The organism is Pectobacterium actinidiae (genome assembly GCF_000803315.1).
GTDB lineage: Bacteria > Pseudomonadota > Gammaproteobacteria > Enterobacterales > Enterobacteriaceae > Pectobacterium > Pectobacterium actinidiae.
Window position 1 is genome coordinate 624,853 of sequence record NZ_JRMH01000002.1, and the last position, 16,855, is coordinate 641,707.

A 16,855-nucleotide genomic window follows, 5' to 3' on the forward strand; every position below is an offset into this window, starting at 1 on the left:
TACGTTGGCGGTGAGATTTTAGGGAAAATGAAGAATACGTTGGCGTGATTAAGCGTTGGTGTAGCGTGCGCGCTCTGGTAGCCAGCGCTCAATTAGTGCAATGGCATGCTCGGGATAGTGCTCATGAAGATGGCGAGCAACGCGCTGTACCTGTGGAATTAGGTCCTGATCGCGCAGGAGATCGGCCACTTTGAACTCGGCATTGCCCGTCTGGCGCGTACCTAATAATTCGCCCGGCCCGCGAATTTCCAGATCGCGCTGAGCGATGACAAAGCCATCGTTGCTATCGCGTAGAACCTGAAGCCGTTTTTGTGCGGTCTTGCTCATCGGCGTTTTGTAGAGCAGCACGCAGTGGGATGCTACCGCGCCGCGCCCAACGCGCCCGCGCAGCTGGTGTAGCTGTGCCAGACCCAGACGCTCCGGGTTTTCAATGATCATCAGGCTGGCATTGGGTACATCCACACCGACCTCGATGACGGTGGTCGCCACCAGCAGTTGCAGTTCGCCTTGTTTGAAGGCCTGCATCACCGCCTGCTTTTCCTGTGCTTTCATGCGGCCGTGAACCAATCCAACCTTGAGGTTCGGCAGAGCAGTCTTCAACTCCTCGCTGGTGGCTTCTGCTGCCTGCGCTTCCAGCAAGTCGGATTCTTCGATCAGCGTACACACCCAGTAGGCCTGCCGCCCTTCCTGCTGACAGGCGTTATTCACGCGTTCGATAATGTCGCTGCGGCGTGAATCTGGTATGGCGACCGTGGTGACGGGCGTTCTGCCCGGCGGCAATTCATCAATGACGGACGTATCCAGATCGGCATAGGCTGTCATTGCCAGCGTTCGAGGAATTGGTGTGGCGGTCATAATTAGTTGATGAGGATGAAAGCCTTGTTCTTCGCCTTTTTCCCACAGCGCAAGGCGTTGATGCACGCCAAAACGGTGCTGTTCATCAATAATGACCAATGCCAGCCCGTTGAATTTAACCTGCTGCTGGAAAATGGCGTGCGTCCCGACCACCATGGAAACCTGACCGCTGGCGATGGCATCCTGCTGCGCCTGACGTGCTTTCCCTTTTTGTTTGCCAGCCAGCCAGCCCACTTCAAGCCCTAGCGGTTCAAACCACTGACGGAAGTTATGGGCGTGCTGCTCGGCTAATAACTCTGTTGGTGCCATCAGCGCGACCTGTTTGCCGTTGGCAATGGCACGTAATGCCGCCAGCGCGGCGACCAGCGTTTTCCCAGACCCCACATCGCCTTGTACCAGACGCATCATCGGGAAATCTTTCGCCATATCCACTTCAATCTCCGCCACAACACGATCTTGCGCCTGTGTGGGTTTAAACGGCAGAGCGGAGAGCAGTCGTTGCTTCAGGCTGTCCTGCGCCTGTAGCGGCGAGGCTTTATGCCGCTGTTCCCCAGCCCGCACGGCGAGCATACTGAGGTTATGCGCCAGCAGTTCTTCCATAATCAGCCGCTGCTGCGCTGGGTGCTTGCCGTGTTCAAGCTCGCTAAGCTGCATATCCGGTGGGGGACGATGTAACGTGCGCAGCGCATCCGGCAAGCTAATAAGCGAGTGGCTCAGGGATTCAGGTAGCAACTCATCAATGTGGTTGGCATCGAGCAGTGCCAGAGCCTGATCGGTAAGTTTGCGGAGCGTGGCCTGACGAACGCCCTCTGTGGAGGGGTAAACCGGAGTAAGCGATTCTTGTAACTCGACCTGCGTACTCTCTCCCTGAACACGATATTCAGGATGGATAATCTCCGCACCGATTTTACCGCGCTTGATTTCGCCATAAGCGGTAACGCGCTGTCCCGGTGCGAGGCTGTTTTTCATCGCGGCGCTGAAATTGAAGAAGCGCATGGTCAGCATGCCGCTGCCGTCGCTGATTTGGCAGGTCAACATGCGACGGCTGCCAAAGGTGATGTCGTTGCGTAGGATTTCACCTTCCACGGTGGCATACATACCAGGAAGGAGGTCGCCAATAGGATAAAGATGCGTGCGATCTTCGTAGCGAAGAGGTAAGTGCAGCAGGAGATCCTGCACGGTTTCCAGCCCGAGTCGCGCGAGCTTCGCTGCCTGACTTGCACCCACGCCGGTAAGTGTACTCAGCGGTTGGGTGTTCAGCAGGCGGCCTTTCATCAGCACTCCGACGATTGCATCGCGGCCCACCACGGGGTATCCGCGACAATCTGACCCTGATGGTCGATATGGGGGCGCGGCAGCCCTTTACGTTTTGCGACGCGAGCCAAGACTGGGTAGCCCCCTTCAAAAAGCAGGCGCTGCTGCTCTTCCTCATTCAGCGGGCTGTCTTCACGCTGGTACATGCCAGCGATCTGGCGTTGGCGCTGTGCCTCATACAGAATCAACGCCGAGGCCACGGAGACATTCAACGACTGTACCATGCCGATCATCGGAATGATGATATCCCGATCGGCCAGTTTGAGCGCTTCGGCTGTAATACCGGTTTTTTCTTGTCCGAGCAGAATACAGGTCGGGCGGGTGTAATCAATTTCCCGAAAGTCGACTGCGTGTTCAGACAAATTGGTCGCCAAAACCTGCATGCCTTCGGCCTTCAGGTGACCAACCGCATCACCTATGTTGCGATGGGTTTTAACCTGCACCCAGCTATTACTACCTGCGGCGGAGGAGACCAGTGTTTTCATCCGGCTGGTGGGCCAAATCGCATGGATTTCATGCACACCGACAGCATCCGCAGTACGGATAACCGCAGAAACGTTATGAGGTTTATGCACCTGCTCCATGCAAATCGTCAGATCGGGCTGACGACAGTTGAGCATTTCTTTTATACGTGCATAACGTTGAGGGGTCATGACGATTAATTTCGGTTACGGTTAACTTTAATGACATCCGGCATCACGCGAATTTTACGCATAATATTGGCCAGATGAACGCGGTCGAGAGTAGTGAGACGGATAAAGGCGCTGTACACGCGGCCATCCTTCTCTTCCGTGTTGATACTCTGAATATTGGAGTTCGCGGCGTTGATCGCTGCCGTCAGGTTTGCCAGCGCGCCCTGATGGTTGAACATATCGACTTTGATTTCGGCGATGAACTCTTGTTCCGTCACCTTATCCCACTCTACCGCCATGAATTTTTCAGGTTCTTTCTGATAGCCGCGAATATTGCGACAGGATTCATGGTGAATAACCAACCCCTTACCGGGGCTGACGTGGGCGATGATCGGGTCGCCAGGGATAGGGCGGCAGCATTTGGCAAAGGAGATCATCACGCCATCTGCGCCTTTGATCGGCAACTTGCGCAGCCCGGTTGTTCCCAGCTCAGATTGTTCGTTTAGCAGATTTTTCGCCACAACGACGCTCATGGCATTACCCATACCAATCTCCGCCATCAGATCGTCCAGTGTAGCGAGCTTCATGCGCTCAAGCTCAAGCTGAATCGACTTTTCAGGAATGTCGGAGAGTTTGCGGCCGTTGCCCAATGCGTGGTTCAGCAAACGGCGACCGAGACTCACGGAATCATCACGCTTGAGGTTTTTCAGCATCTGGCGAATTTTGGAACGTGCTCTGGAGCTGACCACGAAGTTAAGCCACGCGGCATTCGGTCTGGCACCTGGCGCAGTAATGATTTCAACGGTTTGGCCGCTGGTGAGCGACTGCGACAGTGGGTAAGGTTGGCGATCGACGCGAGCACCGACGCAGGCATGCCCAATATCGGTGTGTACCGCGTAGGCGAAATCGACGGGCGTCGCACCTGCGGGGAGTTCCACAATACGGCCTTCCGGCGTAAATACGTACATCTCGTCAGGGAAGAGATCGGACTTCACGCTTTCGATAAATTCGAATGAGCTACCGGCACTTTGCTGGAGTTCCAGCAGGCTTTGCATCCAGCGCTGGGCGCGTACCTGTGCGGTAGTACTGCTCTCGCCTTCTTTATAGGCCCAGTGCGCAGCAACACCCATTTCCGCCATTTGATCCATGTCGTCAGTGCGAATTTGTACTTCGACCGGCACGCCGTGCGGGCCAATCAGAGACGTGTGCAGTGACTGATAGCCGTTGGCTTTGGGAATGGCAATGTAGTCTTTCACTCGACCCGGGCGCGGCTTATACAGGCTGTGAACCTGGCCGAGCACGCGATAGCAGGTGTCCAACTCTTTCACAATGACCCGAAACGCGTAGATATCCATAATGGAATGAAAACGCTGCTCTTTCAGGTGCATTTTGCAATAGATGGAATACAGGTGTTTTTCGCGACCGCTGACGCGGCAGGCAATCCCGGCCTCAGTCAAACGCCCTTCGATTTCCGACAGGATTTTCTGAATCATTTCCTTGCGGTTACCGCGAGCGGCCTTGACGACCTCTTTAATGACGCGATAACGGTTCGGATACAGCGCCTCAAAACCGAGCTCTTCCAGCTCGGTTTTGAGGTGATGGATACCCAAGCGATGTGCCAGCGGGCTGTATATTTCCAGCGTTTCGCGGGCAATGCGGCGGCGCTTGTCCGGGCGCAATGAGCCCAGTGTGCGCATATTATGGGTACGGTCTGCGAGTTTGATCAGGATGACGCGAATATCTTGCACCATCGCCATGATCATTTTGCGAAAGTTTTCAGCCTGCGCTTCTTTCTTATCGCGGAACTTCAACTTGTCCAGCTTGGACACGCCCTCTACCAGTTCAGCAACGCTTTTACCGAAAAGCTGTTCCATGTCCTGATAGGTGGCGGGGGTGTCTTCTATGACATCATGCAGCAGTGCTGCCATCAGCGTTTCGTAATCGAGACGCATCTCCGCCAGAATACAGGCGACGGCAACAGGGTGTGTGATGTAGGGTTCACCGCTGGAGCGAGTCTGCCCCTCGTGAGCATCACGTGCAACTAAGTAAGCCTGCTGTAAACGTTTGATCTGATCTTCTGGCAGATAACGTTGAATCAGCAGATTAAGGCTTTCAAAAATGTACAAGGGCGACTCGTGATGTGATTAACGGCGGCCTTCAGCAATCGCGGTGACCGCCTGAATCTCTGCGGCTTCCTGCTCTTGCTGTTCCTGACGGTCACGAACATCCAGAATCTGGTTGTTGATCAGACCTTCTTCGATTTCACGCAGTGCGATCACGGTGTACTTATCGTTTTCTTCAGGAACCAACGGATCTTTGCCGCCAGTCTGGATTTGACGGGCGCGACGAGCAGCGACCAACACCAGGTCAAAACGGTTACCAATTTTCTCTACAGCGTCTTGAACAGTTACGCGTGCCATAATGTGCTACTCCACAGGAAATAAAATGACTGGGCATCATACTGAAAGAGGCGTCAGTCTGCCAATAGTTTGGTGATTAATGCATCATGCCGAACCTTTTGCCTGCTCAAATGCAGACGTTCGGCGCGAATAATGGTTTTTAGATCGAGCAGCGCCAGATCGAAATCATCATTCACAATCAGGTAATCATACTCGCCGTAGTGCGTCATTTCAGCCACCGCCTGAGACATACGACGGGCAATAACTTCATCGCTGTCCTGTCCACGGCCACGTAGGCGGCGAGCCAGCTCTTCTTTTGACGGCGGCAGAATGAAGATACTGCGCGCGTGCGTCATTTGGGCGCGGATTTGCTTGGCTCCTTGCCAGTCGATATCCAGAAAAACATCAACGCCCGTCGCTAATACCTGCTCAATGGCCGGTCGGGACGTACCGTAGTAATTGCCAAAAACTTCAGCGTGTTCCAGAAACTCGTTATCCTGAATCATACGCTTAAATTCATCGACTTCGACGAAGAAATAGTGTTCGCCGTGGTTTTCTCCCGGTCGTTTAGCTCGCGTGGTATGCGAAATCGATACCTGAGTGTCGTAAAGCGGCTGAGTTTTTAATAACGCCTGAATCAGGCTGGATTTCCCGGCTCCACTGGGAGCAGAAACGATATATAACGTGCCTTGAGCCATAATGAAGTTTTATTAACGGTTACGATGGTGAATGGTGATATGCAGCAGAAAAATGCGCATTTCCCCGCATTATACACGCCTATATGTCATCAGTCGCGCTGCGATAAATTCTCCGCTGACTGTTTTTTTGTTATGCCCTTGGGCAAACCTTTTGCCAACGTTTATTTTTTAGATTGCGAAGCGCGTTCCCGTCTTTTTTATGAGTGCTGCAAACGATAAATCATCTTGCGGCGCGTTTGGCATTTCTCTTTTTTTCGCCTCGTATTCTCCTCTGCATTGCTATGTACTGCGGCCATTCGCTAATGGATGGCAGGAAGGGCTATGTGGCGCAGGATCAGAGCATTTTTGATTATCTTCGTGGTTGGAAGCAGTAGTTTCCCTGTGGCTGGTGCGGTGTGCCCCGATTGGGATAGCACGCGTTCCGGCAAAGAAATTGATGCATTGCGTCACCAGTTAGAACAGTGGGATGACGTGTATTACACCGAAGGGAAAAGCCCGATAGCAGATGATGTTTATGATCAACTGCGGGAACAGTTAAACCAGTGGCTAGGATGTTTCCAGCCCCAAAACCCTATTCCCACCCGGTTACCCGATAATGGCAAGCAGCCCCATCCTGTTGCCCATACGGGACTGAAAAAATTGTCCGATCGTAGACAGTTGATGCAATGGATCGCACAGCATGAGGATTTATGGATTCAGCCAAAAGTGGATGGTGTGGCTGTTACGCTGGTCTACCAGCACGGTAAGCTCATGTCCGCGGTTAGCCGGGGTAACGGCCTGCAAGGTGAAGACTGGACGGAAAAAGCCCGCTTGATTCCGGGAATACCTCACCTATTAACCGATGCGCCTTCTTCATTGGTATTGCAAGGGGAGCTGTTCCTGAAGATGACCGATCATCGACAGCGTATTCAGGGCGGTGTTAATGCACGCTCGGTCGTGGCCGGTGAAATGCGTCGTCATCAGCCATCTTCTGTGTTGTCGCAGATGGGGCTGTTTGTCTGGGAATGGCCGGATGGCCCAAAGACGATGCCTGAGCGTCTGGAGAAATTGAAGGAAATGGGGTTTGCCATGACGGCGGACTATACCCAAGCCATTGAGTCACTCGCCGACGCTGAGAAATGGCGTCATGACTGGTATCACGGTCCGCTGCCTTTTGTGACGGATGGCGTAGTTATCCGCCAAACTAAAGAGCCGCAGGGGCGCTATTGGCGCAATACATCCGCCGATTGGGCGATCGCATGGAAATACCCGCCTGTTCATCAGGTTGCGGAAGTGGCTGATGTGGTGTTTTCTGTCGGGCGGACGGGTAAGATCGCCGTGGTGTTAAAACTCAATCCTCTTAAATTAGATGACAAATCGGTCAGTCGGGTGAATGTAGGGTCGCTGTCTCGTTGGAAACAGTGGGACGTATTGCCCGGCGATCGGGTGAGCGTTAGCCTGGCAGGGCAGGGGATTCCACGTCTTGATAATGTGGTATGGCGTGGCACTGAACGGCCAGCGATCGTCTCCCCCAGCGAACATGATTTCCATGCTTTTAGCTGTTTTCGGTATAGTGCGGTTTGTCAGCAGCAATTTCTAGCGCGTTTAGTCTGGTTGAGTGGAGAGCACGGTTTAAAGCTCGCGGGATTACGTGAAGGGATGTGGCTACGCCTGATGCAACATGATTTACTGGAGGATGTGCTGTCATGGTTATCTCTGACGGAGGCACAGCTTAATGCGGTCAATGGCATGGGCGATAAGCGGGCGCGAGATATCTATGAGAGCTTGCAGTCGGCACGGAAGATGCCGCTCTCCCGCTGGCTACTTGCCTTGGGTATTCCTGTTCCTCGTTCCGCAATTAGCGCGTTAGATAATGTGGATTGGCTGGCGTTACAGCAGTGGACGGCGCAACAGTGGCGACAGTTTTCCGGTATTGGGGAGCGACGTGCAGAAGAGATTATGGCGTTCCTGAAGCACCCTATCGTCATGGAATTAATTACCCGATTAGATCGTGAAGGCATACATAGATAAGTGGTGGTAATTTTTTAAAACATATTGGTATCGATCCTTTTATTTTTTCGTGTGTTCATTCACACAAAAGGACAATTTTTTTCTATTCTCTCCACTTAATCATAAGTGAAATTTACGAATTAAAGATCTATACCCCAAATAATTCGAGTTCCAGGAAGGCGGCAAGAGAAGAAATCCCGATGAGCTTACTCAGGTAAGTGATTCGGGTGACTGAACGCAGCCAACGCACATGCAACTTGAAGTATGATGGGTATAAGACTATTTGCTGTTTTACGATATAGAAATGCCTGATAGTCTGATTACTTCCGTTGAACTCAGGCATACGCATGTTGTCGTATAGCTTCAGATAATAAGAAAAGTTTGTTGGAGCACTTGTCATAATGAAGTTTGTAGCATCTTTTTCGCAACCCAAATTATCGTTTGTCCTGGCAATTTATATTGGTCTTTTTCTCAATATCTCAGTGTATTATCGCCGGTTTGATTATTTTTCACTCTCTGCCGGTAACCAGGTTCCAACATTTATTCCCGCTCTTGTTGAATTGACGGCGAGTATATTATTTACCTTTTTCCTAATGAGGATAATTTCACTCGGGGGACGTCGTTTTTATCGGATTATCGCGTCTCTTTTGGTATTGATTTCCGTTGCAGCCAGCTATTACATGACATTTTTTAATGTCGTGATTGGCTATGGCATTATTGCTGCGGTCATGACCACGGATATTGATCTTTCTAAAGAAGTTATTGGTTTTCGTTTTTTCCTGTGGATGCTGGCAGTGAGTGCATTGCCGCTGTTTTTGATCTGGAAGAACTCGCTACGTCATACGCTGATCGAACAGCTTAAATCACCGGGAAAGCGGTTGCTTCCTCTTCTGGTTCTTGCCTCTGTCGTTGCGCTGGTTTGGATGCCGCTTCGCTATATGGACAACGTTCAGTCAGTGTCCGAGCGAGAGTCCAATGTGGATTTGCCCAGCTATGGTGGCGTAGTGGCTCACTCGTATCTTCCTTCTAACTGGTTGTCTGCGGTAGGGTTATTTGCGTATACCAAGTATGACGAGAGTCAGGATTCCTCCCATCTTTTCGATCCAGCTCAGCATTTTACCTATGTCCCGCCGAAGGGCATTGATGATACCTACGTGGTTTTCATTATCGGTGAAACAACCCGTTGGGATCATATGGGGCTGTTAGGCTACGAGCGAGATACGACGCCGAAGCTATCGAAAGAAAAGAATCTGGTCGCATTCCGTGGTCAGTCATGTGATACCTCAACCAAGCTTTCCATGCGCTGTATGTTTGTGCGAGAAGGCGGTACGGAAGACAACCCGCAGCGAACGCTGAAAGAACAGAATGTCTTTGCTGTAATGAAAGAGTTGGGCTTTACCTCTGAGCTGTTTGCTATGCAAAGTGAGGTGTGGTTCTACAATAGCATTGAGGCGAACAACTACTCTTTCCGCGAAATGATTGCATCAGAGAAGCACAACGACGGTAAATCGGTGCAGGATATGTTGCTGGTCGATGAGGTCAAGGAGTCGCTGGCCCGCTACCCCAAAGGTAAGCATCTGATTGTGCTGCATACCAAAGGTTCTCATTACCTGTATTCCATGCGTTATCCTCGCAGCTATGCGCGCTATCAGCCAGAGTGTATGGGCGTTGATGCCTCCTGTACCCGTGAGCAGTTGATTAATGCGTTTGATAATAGCGTGCTCTATACCGATAGCTTTATCGATAGTGTGATCGATCAGGTTCGGGATAAGAAAGCGATCGTGTTTTACGCATCCGATCACGGTGAATCCATTGATGATAACTACCATTTGCACGGTACGCCGCGTGAGATGGCACCACCCGAACAGTTTCGTTCACCGATGATGGTCTGGACATCAGACAAATTTCTGGCTGACACCGATAATCTGCATGCGTTTGAGCAGTTGAAAGCGCAGCAGCGCGTTGGCAAAACACATCGCCATGAAGAGCTGTTTGACACCATTCTTGGATGTGTTGGATACACATCGCCTGACGGTGGTATTAACCCTAAAAATAACTGGTGTCAGAGACCCGCTAATTGACATGAATCACGGACAAGGACGTCGATTTCAGGCTGCGAATACAAGGATGGATACTTTAACGGCAACTGAAATCCTTTTGCTAAAAAGGTATTGACGCTCTAATAAGGTAGCAGTAATATGCGCCCGCATTCGGCGAGTAGCGCAGCTTGGTAGCGCAACTGGTTTGGGACCAGTGGGTCGGAGGTTCGAATCCTCTCTCGCCGACCAACACACTTCCTCAGTAAATCATTCTCAGTTTTTCTCTTGTTTCAATCATCGTCTATTCATACTGTCTATTTTAGAAACAGTATCGCTTGAAAATAGTTGTTTGTGAAAATTCCCTTAGCAAATTCAAGGTTTCTCTCAGTATTCCTGGGTGTCGAAGATTTTCATATTCTCACTACTTCCAGTTCGGAATGTTCCCAAAAATAGCGTTTGAAATCTCACATTAATCACCATAATAAATACTTATCTTTTTGTTTTTTAAATGTTTAAATAAAAAACCCTCCAGTTGTTTAAAAATAAGACTGACTTTACCTCTCCGTATTTAAATGTAAATTTATGTGCGACCAACATCCGCGATACTTGTATATTCGCTATGTTGAAACCGTCTTTTTATTCAAACATGGAAGATGTTTCGATCATGAAAAAAACAACACTGCTGCTTTCCACTCTGATTGCTTGTGCCATGGGAATGTCTGCTGCTCAGGCAACACAAACGGTATCTTTGGGTTATGCTCAGGCGAAAGTCGATGACTTTAAAGATCCGAAAGGGATTACGGCCAAATACCATTATCAGGGCGATTCTGCTCTTGGCATTATCGGTTCTTTCACTTATCTGGGAGCAAAAGAAGATTATTATGATCGTGACTTCAACTCCAATGACACGACTAAACTTAAATACTATTCCTTGATGGCAGGCCCATCTTACCGCTTTAACGACTATGTCAGCGTTTATGGTTTAGCGGGTGTTGGTCATGGGAAAGTAGACTGGAAATACGATTACGGTACTTTTGCTGATTCCGGTAGTGAGAAGGAGACCCGCTTTGCTTACGGCGCCGGTATTCAAATTACGCCAGTAGCAAACTGGGCGATTGATATTGGTTACGAAGGCACGAAGATTTATGAAACGCGTGTAGATGCCTTTAATGTTGGCGTCGGTTATCGTTTCTGATTTATACCCGTCATACTTCAAGCTGCTTATGCGTTGTTCAAAACGCTAACGTTTTGTCATGCTTAGGGTATATATGATATAGAAAACCGGTGGACATGCTTCCGCCGGTTAGTTGTTTTTCTTCCCTTCTTCATTTTTCATCATAAAGCTCTCTATCGATCTATTACCATTGTAGTGAAGCCAGACTAGCAGCGATTCATTGTCCATCGGCTTAGCATAAAGAAATCCTTGTATATATTTGACGCCGCGCCGTTGTAAATACATGAGCTGTTGTTCAGTTTCCACGCCCTCTGCTACGGATTGAAGCTTGATGCGATGGCTCAAATTAATAATGGCATCAAGAATAGGGGCTTCTTCATCCGGAGATGAGATCGCACTGACGAATCCCTGATCTATTTTCAGGCAATCCAGCGGAAAGTTTTGCAGATAAGAGAGTGAGCAGTGGCCGGTGCCGAAGTCATCAATGGCAATCATAAAGCCATCTTCACGCAACTGATGCAGGCGCTGTATGATTTCAGGGCCGTTGCTGATGAGGTTACGCTCCGTCAGCTCCAGTGTAATGCTCAATGAATGAGAGGCGACTTTCTCTGCGAAGCGGTGTACGTCTGAGACGAAACTTGGGTGATGCAAATGCTCTGCTGCAACGTTGAGCCCCAAGTGGAACCCCGGTTTTACCTGCCAACTGGCGATATCTGACGCCACCAGATCAAATAAATGCCGGGTGATGGGAATGATCATACTTTCTGCTTCGGCGGCCGAGATAAATATATCGGGTCTAATCCACAGCCCATTGCTGCGTCGCCAGCGCAGCAACGTCTCTACTCCGGTGCAGGTTTGTGATTGTGCGTCATAGATCGGCTGGTAATAGACGGAGAATTCGCCGTTAGCGATGCCCTTACGGATTTCTTCGCGGAAGAATAACTTACGTTTTTGCCAGTACCACATTGCCGTAGTGAAAAGCAGAGAGAGAATAATGGCCAGTGGCAGAAACGTGAAGAACGCCTGCTTCCAGTTGATAATTTCTTGAGAAACGGGTGCGGTAACATTGAGGGTAATCGGAAAGCGGCTCGATTTGATTTCAAGCGCAGAGGTAGAAAATAGGCTCCTGTGGGGCGTAATGGTTGGACCCGTTTGAATCGGGTGACCGTTATCCATTTGCAGGATAAGTTGATAGCCGCGAATCTTACTAATCGCAGTCATAAGATCAATGAGGTATTGCGCATCGACCATCGCGTAAGCGCCGTAACCTGTGAGAGGCATCTGGACGAAGATCAGCGCCGGGCGTCCTTTTACGTTGTCTGAACCTGCAATTGACAGGCTCCAGCGCTCAGAATAGGTCTCCGGTAGCGGTTGTTGAATGACGCGGCTCAGTGGCGTCAGCGTGCTACCAAACGTTGAAGAGCAATAGACGTCAGTATTATGGATAACGCCGATAGCGCGGAAGTAAGAAAAGACCGAACCAAGACGTTGCAGTTCATCGCCGATGATGTCGCAGGGCTGACCATGAAAGCGCTGGAGGCGATCCACCATCTGCCATGCCTGTGTCGAAATATTCTCGGCATGATTCATCGCGATTTGCGCGGTGGATTCCAAATCACGCTTTACCATTAATCTGGACTCAACAAACGTGAACAATAATCCAAGCAGCAGTGGCAGCATGCCTGCAACCAGTAACTGGAATAGGTTGATTTTATGTTCACTACGTCTGGGGCTCATCCACATCTCCTTTCTGGCAGCTGAGGCCTATGTAGAGACGTCCTTTTCTCCATAAATTAAAGGAGAGCGCTGAATAAAGGTTATTATAGTGCCTATTTGCAGAAAGGCAGCGCCTGTGCACACGCCCATGCTGAGCTCCACGCCCATTGGAAATTATAGCCGCCGAGCCAGCCGGTCACATCGACCACTTCACCGATGAAATACAACCCTGGCACTGTACTGGCTTCCATGGTTTTGGAGGACAGCGCGCGGGTGTCAACGCCACCGATGGTCACTTCGGCCGTGCGATAACCTTCCGTACCGTTTGGCTGCACGCGCCACTCTTGCAGGCGCTGTTCAATCTGCGTTTGCTGTGCGCTATTCAACTGCTTCAGCGTGACGTCCGGCAGTTGCCCTAACGCTTGCAGGCATTCAACCAGCCGTTTAGGTAGCCATTGTGCCAACGTGTTTTTCAGGCTTTGGTTCGGATGAGCAGTGCGCTCGTCGTTGATGAGCTGCGTGAGATCGCGATCGGGCAGCAGGTTGATGGTGACGAATTCACCAGCCTGCCAGTAGCTGGAAATCTGCAAAATAGCGGGGCCAGATAGCCCACGGTGCGTAAATAGGATGTTTTCACGGAACGTCACGCCGTTTTCTGCGGTGACGACGGTAGGCACGGAGACGCCGGAGAGTGTTTGTAACTGTTCTAGCAGCGGCTTGTGCAGCGTAAAGGGCACCAGTGCAGCGCGAGTTGGGAGCACGTTGATGCCGAACTGTGCGGCAAGCTGGTAGCCAAACGGCGTCGCACCCAGGCCGGGCATCGACAGACCGCCGCAGGCAACGACTAACGATGCGCTTTGGAATGCTGTGCCGTTGCTTAGCTGGACGGTGAACAGATCGTCTGATTTCTCCACCGAGGTAACTTCACTGCGCAGACGGAGAGTGACGTTCGCCTGCTCACATTCTGTTACCAGCATGTCCACGATTTGCTGCGCGGAATCATCGCAAAATAACTGGCCGAGCGTTTTCTCGTGATAAGCGATACGGTGGCTGTTGACCAGACTGATGAAATCCCATTGGGTATAACGCGCCAGTGCCGATTTGCAAAAGTGAGGATTGTGGGACAGATACGCCGCGGGCTCTGCATACATATTGGTAAAGTTGCAGCGACCGCCGCCGGACATCAATATTTTCCGGCCAGCTTTCTTGCCGTTATCGAGCAGTAGAACACGCAGTCCGCGTTGTCCTGCCTGTGCCGCGCAAAACATGCCTGCTGCACCGGCACCGATGATGACAGCGTCAAACTGTTCCACAATGCATTTCTCCGATGAGTGAGTTTATCTTCTTGGATTGCCACAGGCTGAAAGCCGTAGGGCGGCAAATTGTAGTGTTGGTTTTTGTTCGATACCAGCGTAACAATTTGCATATTTTAGTAAAAATATATAATTATTTGATTTTTATTGATTAAGTGGTTTATCCACCGATTGCCGTCACATATTAAGTCAAAAAAATGTCATATTTTGCTTTTCCCGACCCCTGCTTGTCGCCGATAATGCGCCGCGTTCATGACCACTAAATGGCCTAACGTTTATGCTACATTTATTTGCCGGTTTGGATTACTACACTGGCCTGATGTTGATACTGGCTTTGTTGTTTGTACTGATGTATGAAGCCATTAACGGTTTTCACGATACTGCGAATGCCGTTGCCACTGTTATTTATACCCGAGCCATGCGCGCCGAGTTTGCCGTTGTGATGGCGGGTATCTTTAATTTCTTCGGTGTGTTGCTGGGCGGCCTGAGCGTGGCCTATGCAATTGTTCACCTTCTCCCCACGGATTTATTACTGAACGTGAGTTCGGCGCACGGTTTGGCAATGGTCTTTTCCATGCTGCTGGCTGCCATTATCTGGAACCTGGGTACCTGGTACTTCGGTATTCCTGCCTCTAGTTCTCACACGCTGATCGGCTCCATTATCGGTATTGGTTTGACCAACGCGCTGTTGACGGATACTTCCGTCGTGGATGCGCTGAATGTGCCGAAAATGATCAGTATTTTCCTGTCGCTGCTGCTCTCGCCGATTGTGGGCATGGTGGTCGCTGGCCTGATGCTGCTGGTTCTGCGCCGCTTCTGGAACAACAGTAAAAAGCGTAAGCGCGTGCATCTAACGCCCGTCGATCGCGAAAAGCAGGATGGCAAACGTAAGCCGCCGTTCTGGACGCGTACCGCGCTGATTTTATCGGCGATTGGGGTGAGCTTCTCTCACGGTGCAAATGACGGTCAGAAAGGTATCGGCTTGATTATGCTGGTGCTGATTGGCGTCGCGCCAGCCGGGTTTATTGTTAACATGAATGCGTCTGGCTATGACATCAGCCGTACCCGTGATGCCGTTGTCAATTTGCAGGAGTACTACAAGCAGCACGGCGACGCATTGGCGCACGTTATTGACTTGTCTCCTCCTGTGATTCCTACGCCGGAAAACACGATTCCCGGCAACGGTCAGAAAGAGTTCCACTGTGACAGTTCACGCGTGATGATTGCGATTGAGCGTACACAGGGTCTGCTGAGTAACCTGAAAAGTTACGATCAGTTGAACCCTGACGATCGCAGCAGAGTGCGTCGTTTGCTGATGTGTATCTCTGACACGATGGATAAGGTGATCAAGCTGCCAGAAACGTCGGGCGAAGATAAACGCTACCTGAGCAACCTGCGTAAAGACATGCTTCAGACCATTGAGTATGCACCGCTTTGGATCATCGTTGCTGTCGCATTAGCGCTGTCTCTGGGCACGATGGTGGGTTGGAAACGTGTTGCCGTGACCATCGGTGAGAAGATCGGTAAGAAGGGCATGACTTACGCACAGGGCGTTTCAGCGCAGGTGACGGCGGCTCTGTCGATTGGTGTTGCCAGCTACACCGGTATGCCGGTTTCCACCACGCACGTATTATCTTCGGCGGTTGCCGGAACGATGATTGCGGACGGCGGTGGTGTACAGGGCAAGACGATAAGAAGTATTCTGCTGGCCTGGGTGTTGACGCTGCCTGTCTCAATGCTGATGTCCGGTACGCTGTACTGGCTGGCGTTGAAGCTGATCTAACCTCAGCAAAACGTAGGGAACGTTTTCACGTCGCTTGCGACGGCCCGCATGACGGACAAGAATGTCCGTCATAAAAAAGGCGATTCTGTGGGGAATCGCCTTTTTACTTTTTATCGACGTTCATGGTGTTAGGACCAATGACTGTGTTAATACCCGTGATTGTGTAAGTACCAGCGTTTTAATACCACAACATCATGGCAATCAAGCTGGTAACGATAAGGCCGCACAGGGCGGTAGTAAGCAGGAACTGTCCCCGTACCCGCTCGCAGCGGCGAATGAATTCAGGGTCGTGATGATCGAGATAGCGTTGTGCGTAGATATAGCCTACCAGCCGGATCTGTTTACTTGGCTGACCGTGCGATGTAAAAAAACCTCCTCCATCAACGTATTGGTAAAGCAGTGGGTCGCAGTCACGCAAAATCAGCAGTAACACGCGTAATGAAGAATAGTACCTCGCCATATTGATGATGCAGACGATACATAAAGCCCAGAAAAGCGCAAATGTACTAATCATGCTTCCCTCCCGGTCGTTCTATTCGTCAGATTTGATGGCCATATCTTCCCGTTGTCCACCTGTCACCGATGACAAGCGTTACTCTTTATCTGCGACGCTTGTCGACGACGTTTTTCTGCGATGTTTTTCTACGAACGAATAGTAACGAATAGCTATGCCACGCGCTTGCGCACGATTTTATTGTCATTTTGGCTAGCCAACGGCATCACGGCTAGCCCCACTCTCGTTTTCCATCCCAAGGTGCAGCGAACAGGCTCACCGCTCCCTACTTGTAGTGTAGAAGAAGAATGTTCGTTTGTGCCAGAGAGGCAGGCGCAATCAGCATGAAGGACGATTTTCGACGAGGCAATGCCCTTTTCGAAAGAAGAAGCTGCGCGATTTACCTGTGAAAAGGAGCGGTTTCTACTACACTTATCAATAGAATTAACA

Annotated in this window: 12 protein-coding genes and 1 tRNA gene; 5 read left to right on the forward strand and 8 right to left on the reverse strand. The window is 50.5% G+C overall.

Going from position 1 to position 16,855, the window contains the following annotated elements; all coding sequences use genetic code 11:
- Positions 1-48: 48 nt before the first annotated feature.
- From recG to gmk, 5 genes are read right to left on the reverse strand one after another with little or no spacing between them, the layout of a single operon-like run.
- Positions 49-2,130, reverse strand: coding sequence for an ATP-dependent DNA helicase RecG (gene recG, locus KKH3_RS20285; protein ID WP_039363853.1), 2,082 nt, complete (start codon positions 2,128-2,130; stop codon positions 49-51).
- Entirely contained in the window at positions 2,130-2,822 is a 693-nt protein-coding gene (gene trmH, locus KKH3_RS20290; RefSeq protein ID WP_039363856.1) for a tRNA (guanosine(18)-2'-O)-methyltransferase TrmH, read from the reverse strand. Before trmH ends, recG begins: the two co-directional genes overlap by 1 nt.
- Positions 2,823-2,827: 5 nt before the next feature.
- Positions 2,828-4,927, reverse strand: coding sequence for a bifunctional GTP diphosphokinase/guanosine-3',5'-bis pyrophosphate 3'-pyrophosphohydrolase (gene spoT / locus KKH3_RS20295; RefSeq protein WP_010281663.1), 2,100 nt, complete (start codon positions 4,925-4,927; stop codon positions 2,828-2,830).
- Positions 4,928-4,945: 18 nt separating this feature from the next.
- Positions 4,946-5,221: a DNA-directed RNA polymerase subunit omega gene (gene rpoZ, locus KKH3_RS20300; protein WP_005968230.1), complete on the reverse strand. Its 276-nt coding sequence runs from the start codon at positions 5,219-5,221 to the stop codon at positions 4,946-4,948.
- Positions 5,222-5,274: 53 nt separating this feature from the next.
- Entirely contained in the window at positions 5,275-5,898 is a 624-nt protein-coding gene (gene gmk / locus KKH3_RS20305; RefSeq protein WP_039363859.1) for a guanylate kinase, read from the reverse strand.
- 321 nt (positions 5,899-6,219) lie between these two features.
- Here gmk and ligB point away from each other — a divergent pair, with 321 nt between their 5' ends.
- The 4 genes from ligB (at position 6,220) to KKH3_RS20325 (ending at position 11,121) form a co-directional block, all read left to right on the forward strand.
- Complete coding sequence (gene ligB / locus KKH3_RS20310; RefSeq protein WP_039363862.1) at positions 6,220-7,908, forward strand: NAD-dependent DNA ligase LigB; 1,689 nt, start codon at positions 6,220-6,222, stop codon at positions 7,906-7,908.
- A gap of 380 nt (positions 7,909-8,288) precedes the next feature.
- A complete protein-coding gene (eptB, locus tag KKH3_RS20315) occupies positions 8,289-9,968 on the forward strand; it encodes a kdo(2)-lipid A phosphoethanolamine 7''-transferase (protein ID WP_039363866.1) in 1,680 nt (559 codons plus the stop codon).
- Positions 9,969-10,098: 130 nt separating this feature from the next.
- Positions 10,099-10,175 (forward strand) — tRNA-Pro (locus KKH3_RS20320).
- A gap of 415 nt (positions 10,176-10,590) precedes the next feature.
- A complete protein-coding gene (locus tag KKH3_RS20325) occupies positions 10,591-11,121 on the forward strand; it encodes an Ail/Lom family outer membrane beta-barrel protein (RefSeq protein WP_039364395.1) in 531 nt (176 codons plus the stop codon).
- 108 nt (positions 11,122-11,229) lie between these two features.
- On the opposite strand, the gene KKH3_RS20330 is transcribed toward KKH3_RS20325, so the two are convergent.
- Complete coding sequence (locus KKH3_RS20330) at positions 11,230-12,837, reverse strand: EAL domain-containing protein (protein WP_039363868.1); 1,608 nt, start codon at positions 12,835-12,837, stop codon at positions 11,230-11,232.
- Positions 12,838-12,929: 92 nt separating this feature from the next.
- Positions 12,930-14,129 carry a BaiN/RdsA family NAD(P)/FAD-dependent oxidoreductase gene (locus tag KKH3_RS20335; RefSeq protein ID WP_039363871.1) on the reverse strand — a complete coding sequence of 400 codons (1,200 nt, stop codon included), beginning with the start codon at positions 14,127-14,129 and terminating at the stop codon, positions 12,930-12,932.
- A gap of 277 nt (positions 14,130-14,406) precedes the next feature.
- Here KKH3_RS20335 and pitA point away from each other — a divergent pair, with 277 nt between their 5' ends.
- Positions 14,407-15,912 (forward strand): inorganic phosphate transporter PitA, encoded by a 1,506-nt coding sequence (gene pitA / locus KKH3_RS20340; protein WP_039363874.1) that lies wholly within the window; start codon positions 14,407-14,409, stop codon positions 15,910-15,912.
- 178 nt (positions 15,913-16,090) lie between these two features.
- Here pitA and uspB read toward each other — a convergent pair whose 3' ends face one another.
- Positions 16,091-16,426, reverse strand: coding sequence for a universal stress protein UspB (gene uspB / locus KKH3_RS22020; protein WP_072034580.1), 336 nt, complete (start codon positions 16,424-16,426; stop codon positions 16,091-16,093).
- Between the last annotated feature and the right edge of the window lie 429 nt (positions 16,427-16,855).

Excerpts from the sequence above, each read along its gene's own strand:
- KKH3_RS20330 (WP_039363868.1), bottom strand. The coding sequence starts at position 12,837 with ATGAGCCCCAGACGTAGTGAACATAAAATCAACCTATTCCAGTTACTG.
- KKH3_RS20325 (WP_039364395.1), top strand. The coding sequence starts at position 10,591 with ATGAAAAAAACAACACTGCTGCTTTCCACTCTGATTGCTTGTGCCATG.
- eptB (WP_039363866.1), top strand. The coding sequence starts at position 8,289 with ATGAAGTTTGTAGCATCTTTTTCGCAACCCAAATTATCGTTTGTCCTG.
- recG (WP_039363853.1), bottom strand. The coding sequence starts at position 2,130 with ATGAAAGGCCGCCTGCTGAACACCCAACCGCTGAGTACACTTACCGGC.
- trmH (WP_039363856.1), bottom strand. The coding sequence starts at position 2,822 with ATGACCCCTCAACGTTATGCACGTATAAAAGAAATGCTCAACTGTCGT.
- rpoZ (WP_005968230.1), bottom strand. The coding sequence starts at position 5,221 with ATGGCACGCGTAACTGTTCAAGACGCTGTAGAGAAAATTGGTAACCGT.
- ligB (WP_039363862.1), top strand. The coding sequence starts at position 6,220 with ATGTGGCGCAGGATCAGAGCATTTTTGATTATCTTCGTGGTTGGAAGC.
- pitA (WP_039363874.1), top strand. The coding sequence starts at position 14,407 with ATGCTACATTTATTTGCCGGTTTGGATTACTACACTGGCCTGATGTTG.
- uspB (WP_072034580.1), bottom strand. The coding sequence starts at position 16,426 with ATGATTAGTACATTTGCGCTTTTCTGGGCTTTATGTATCGTCTGCATC.
- gmk (WP_039363859.1), bottom strand. The coding sequence starts at position 5,898 with ATGGCTCAAGGCACGTTATATATCGTTTCTGCTCCCAGTGGAGCCGGG.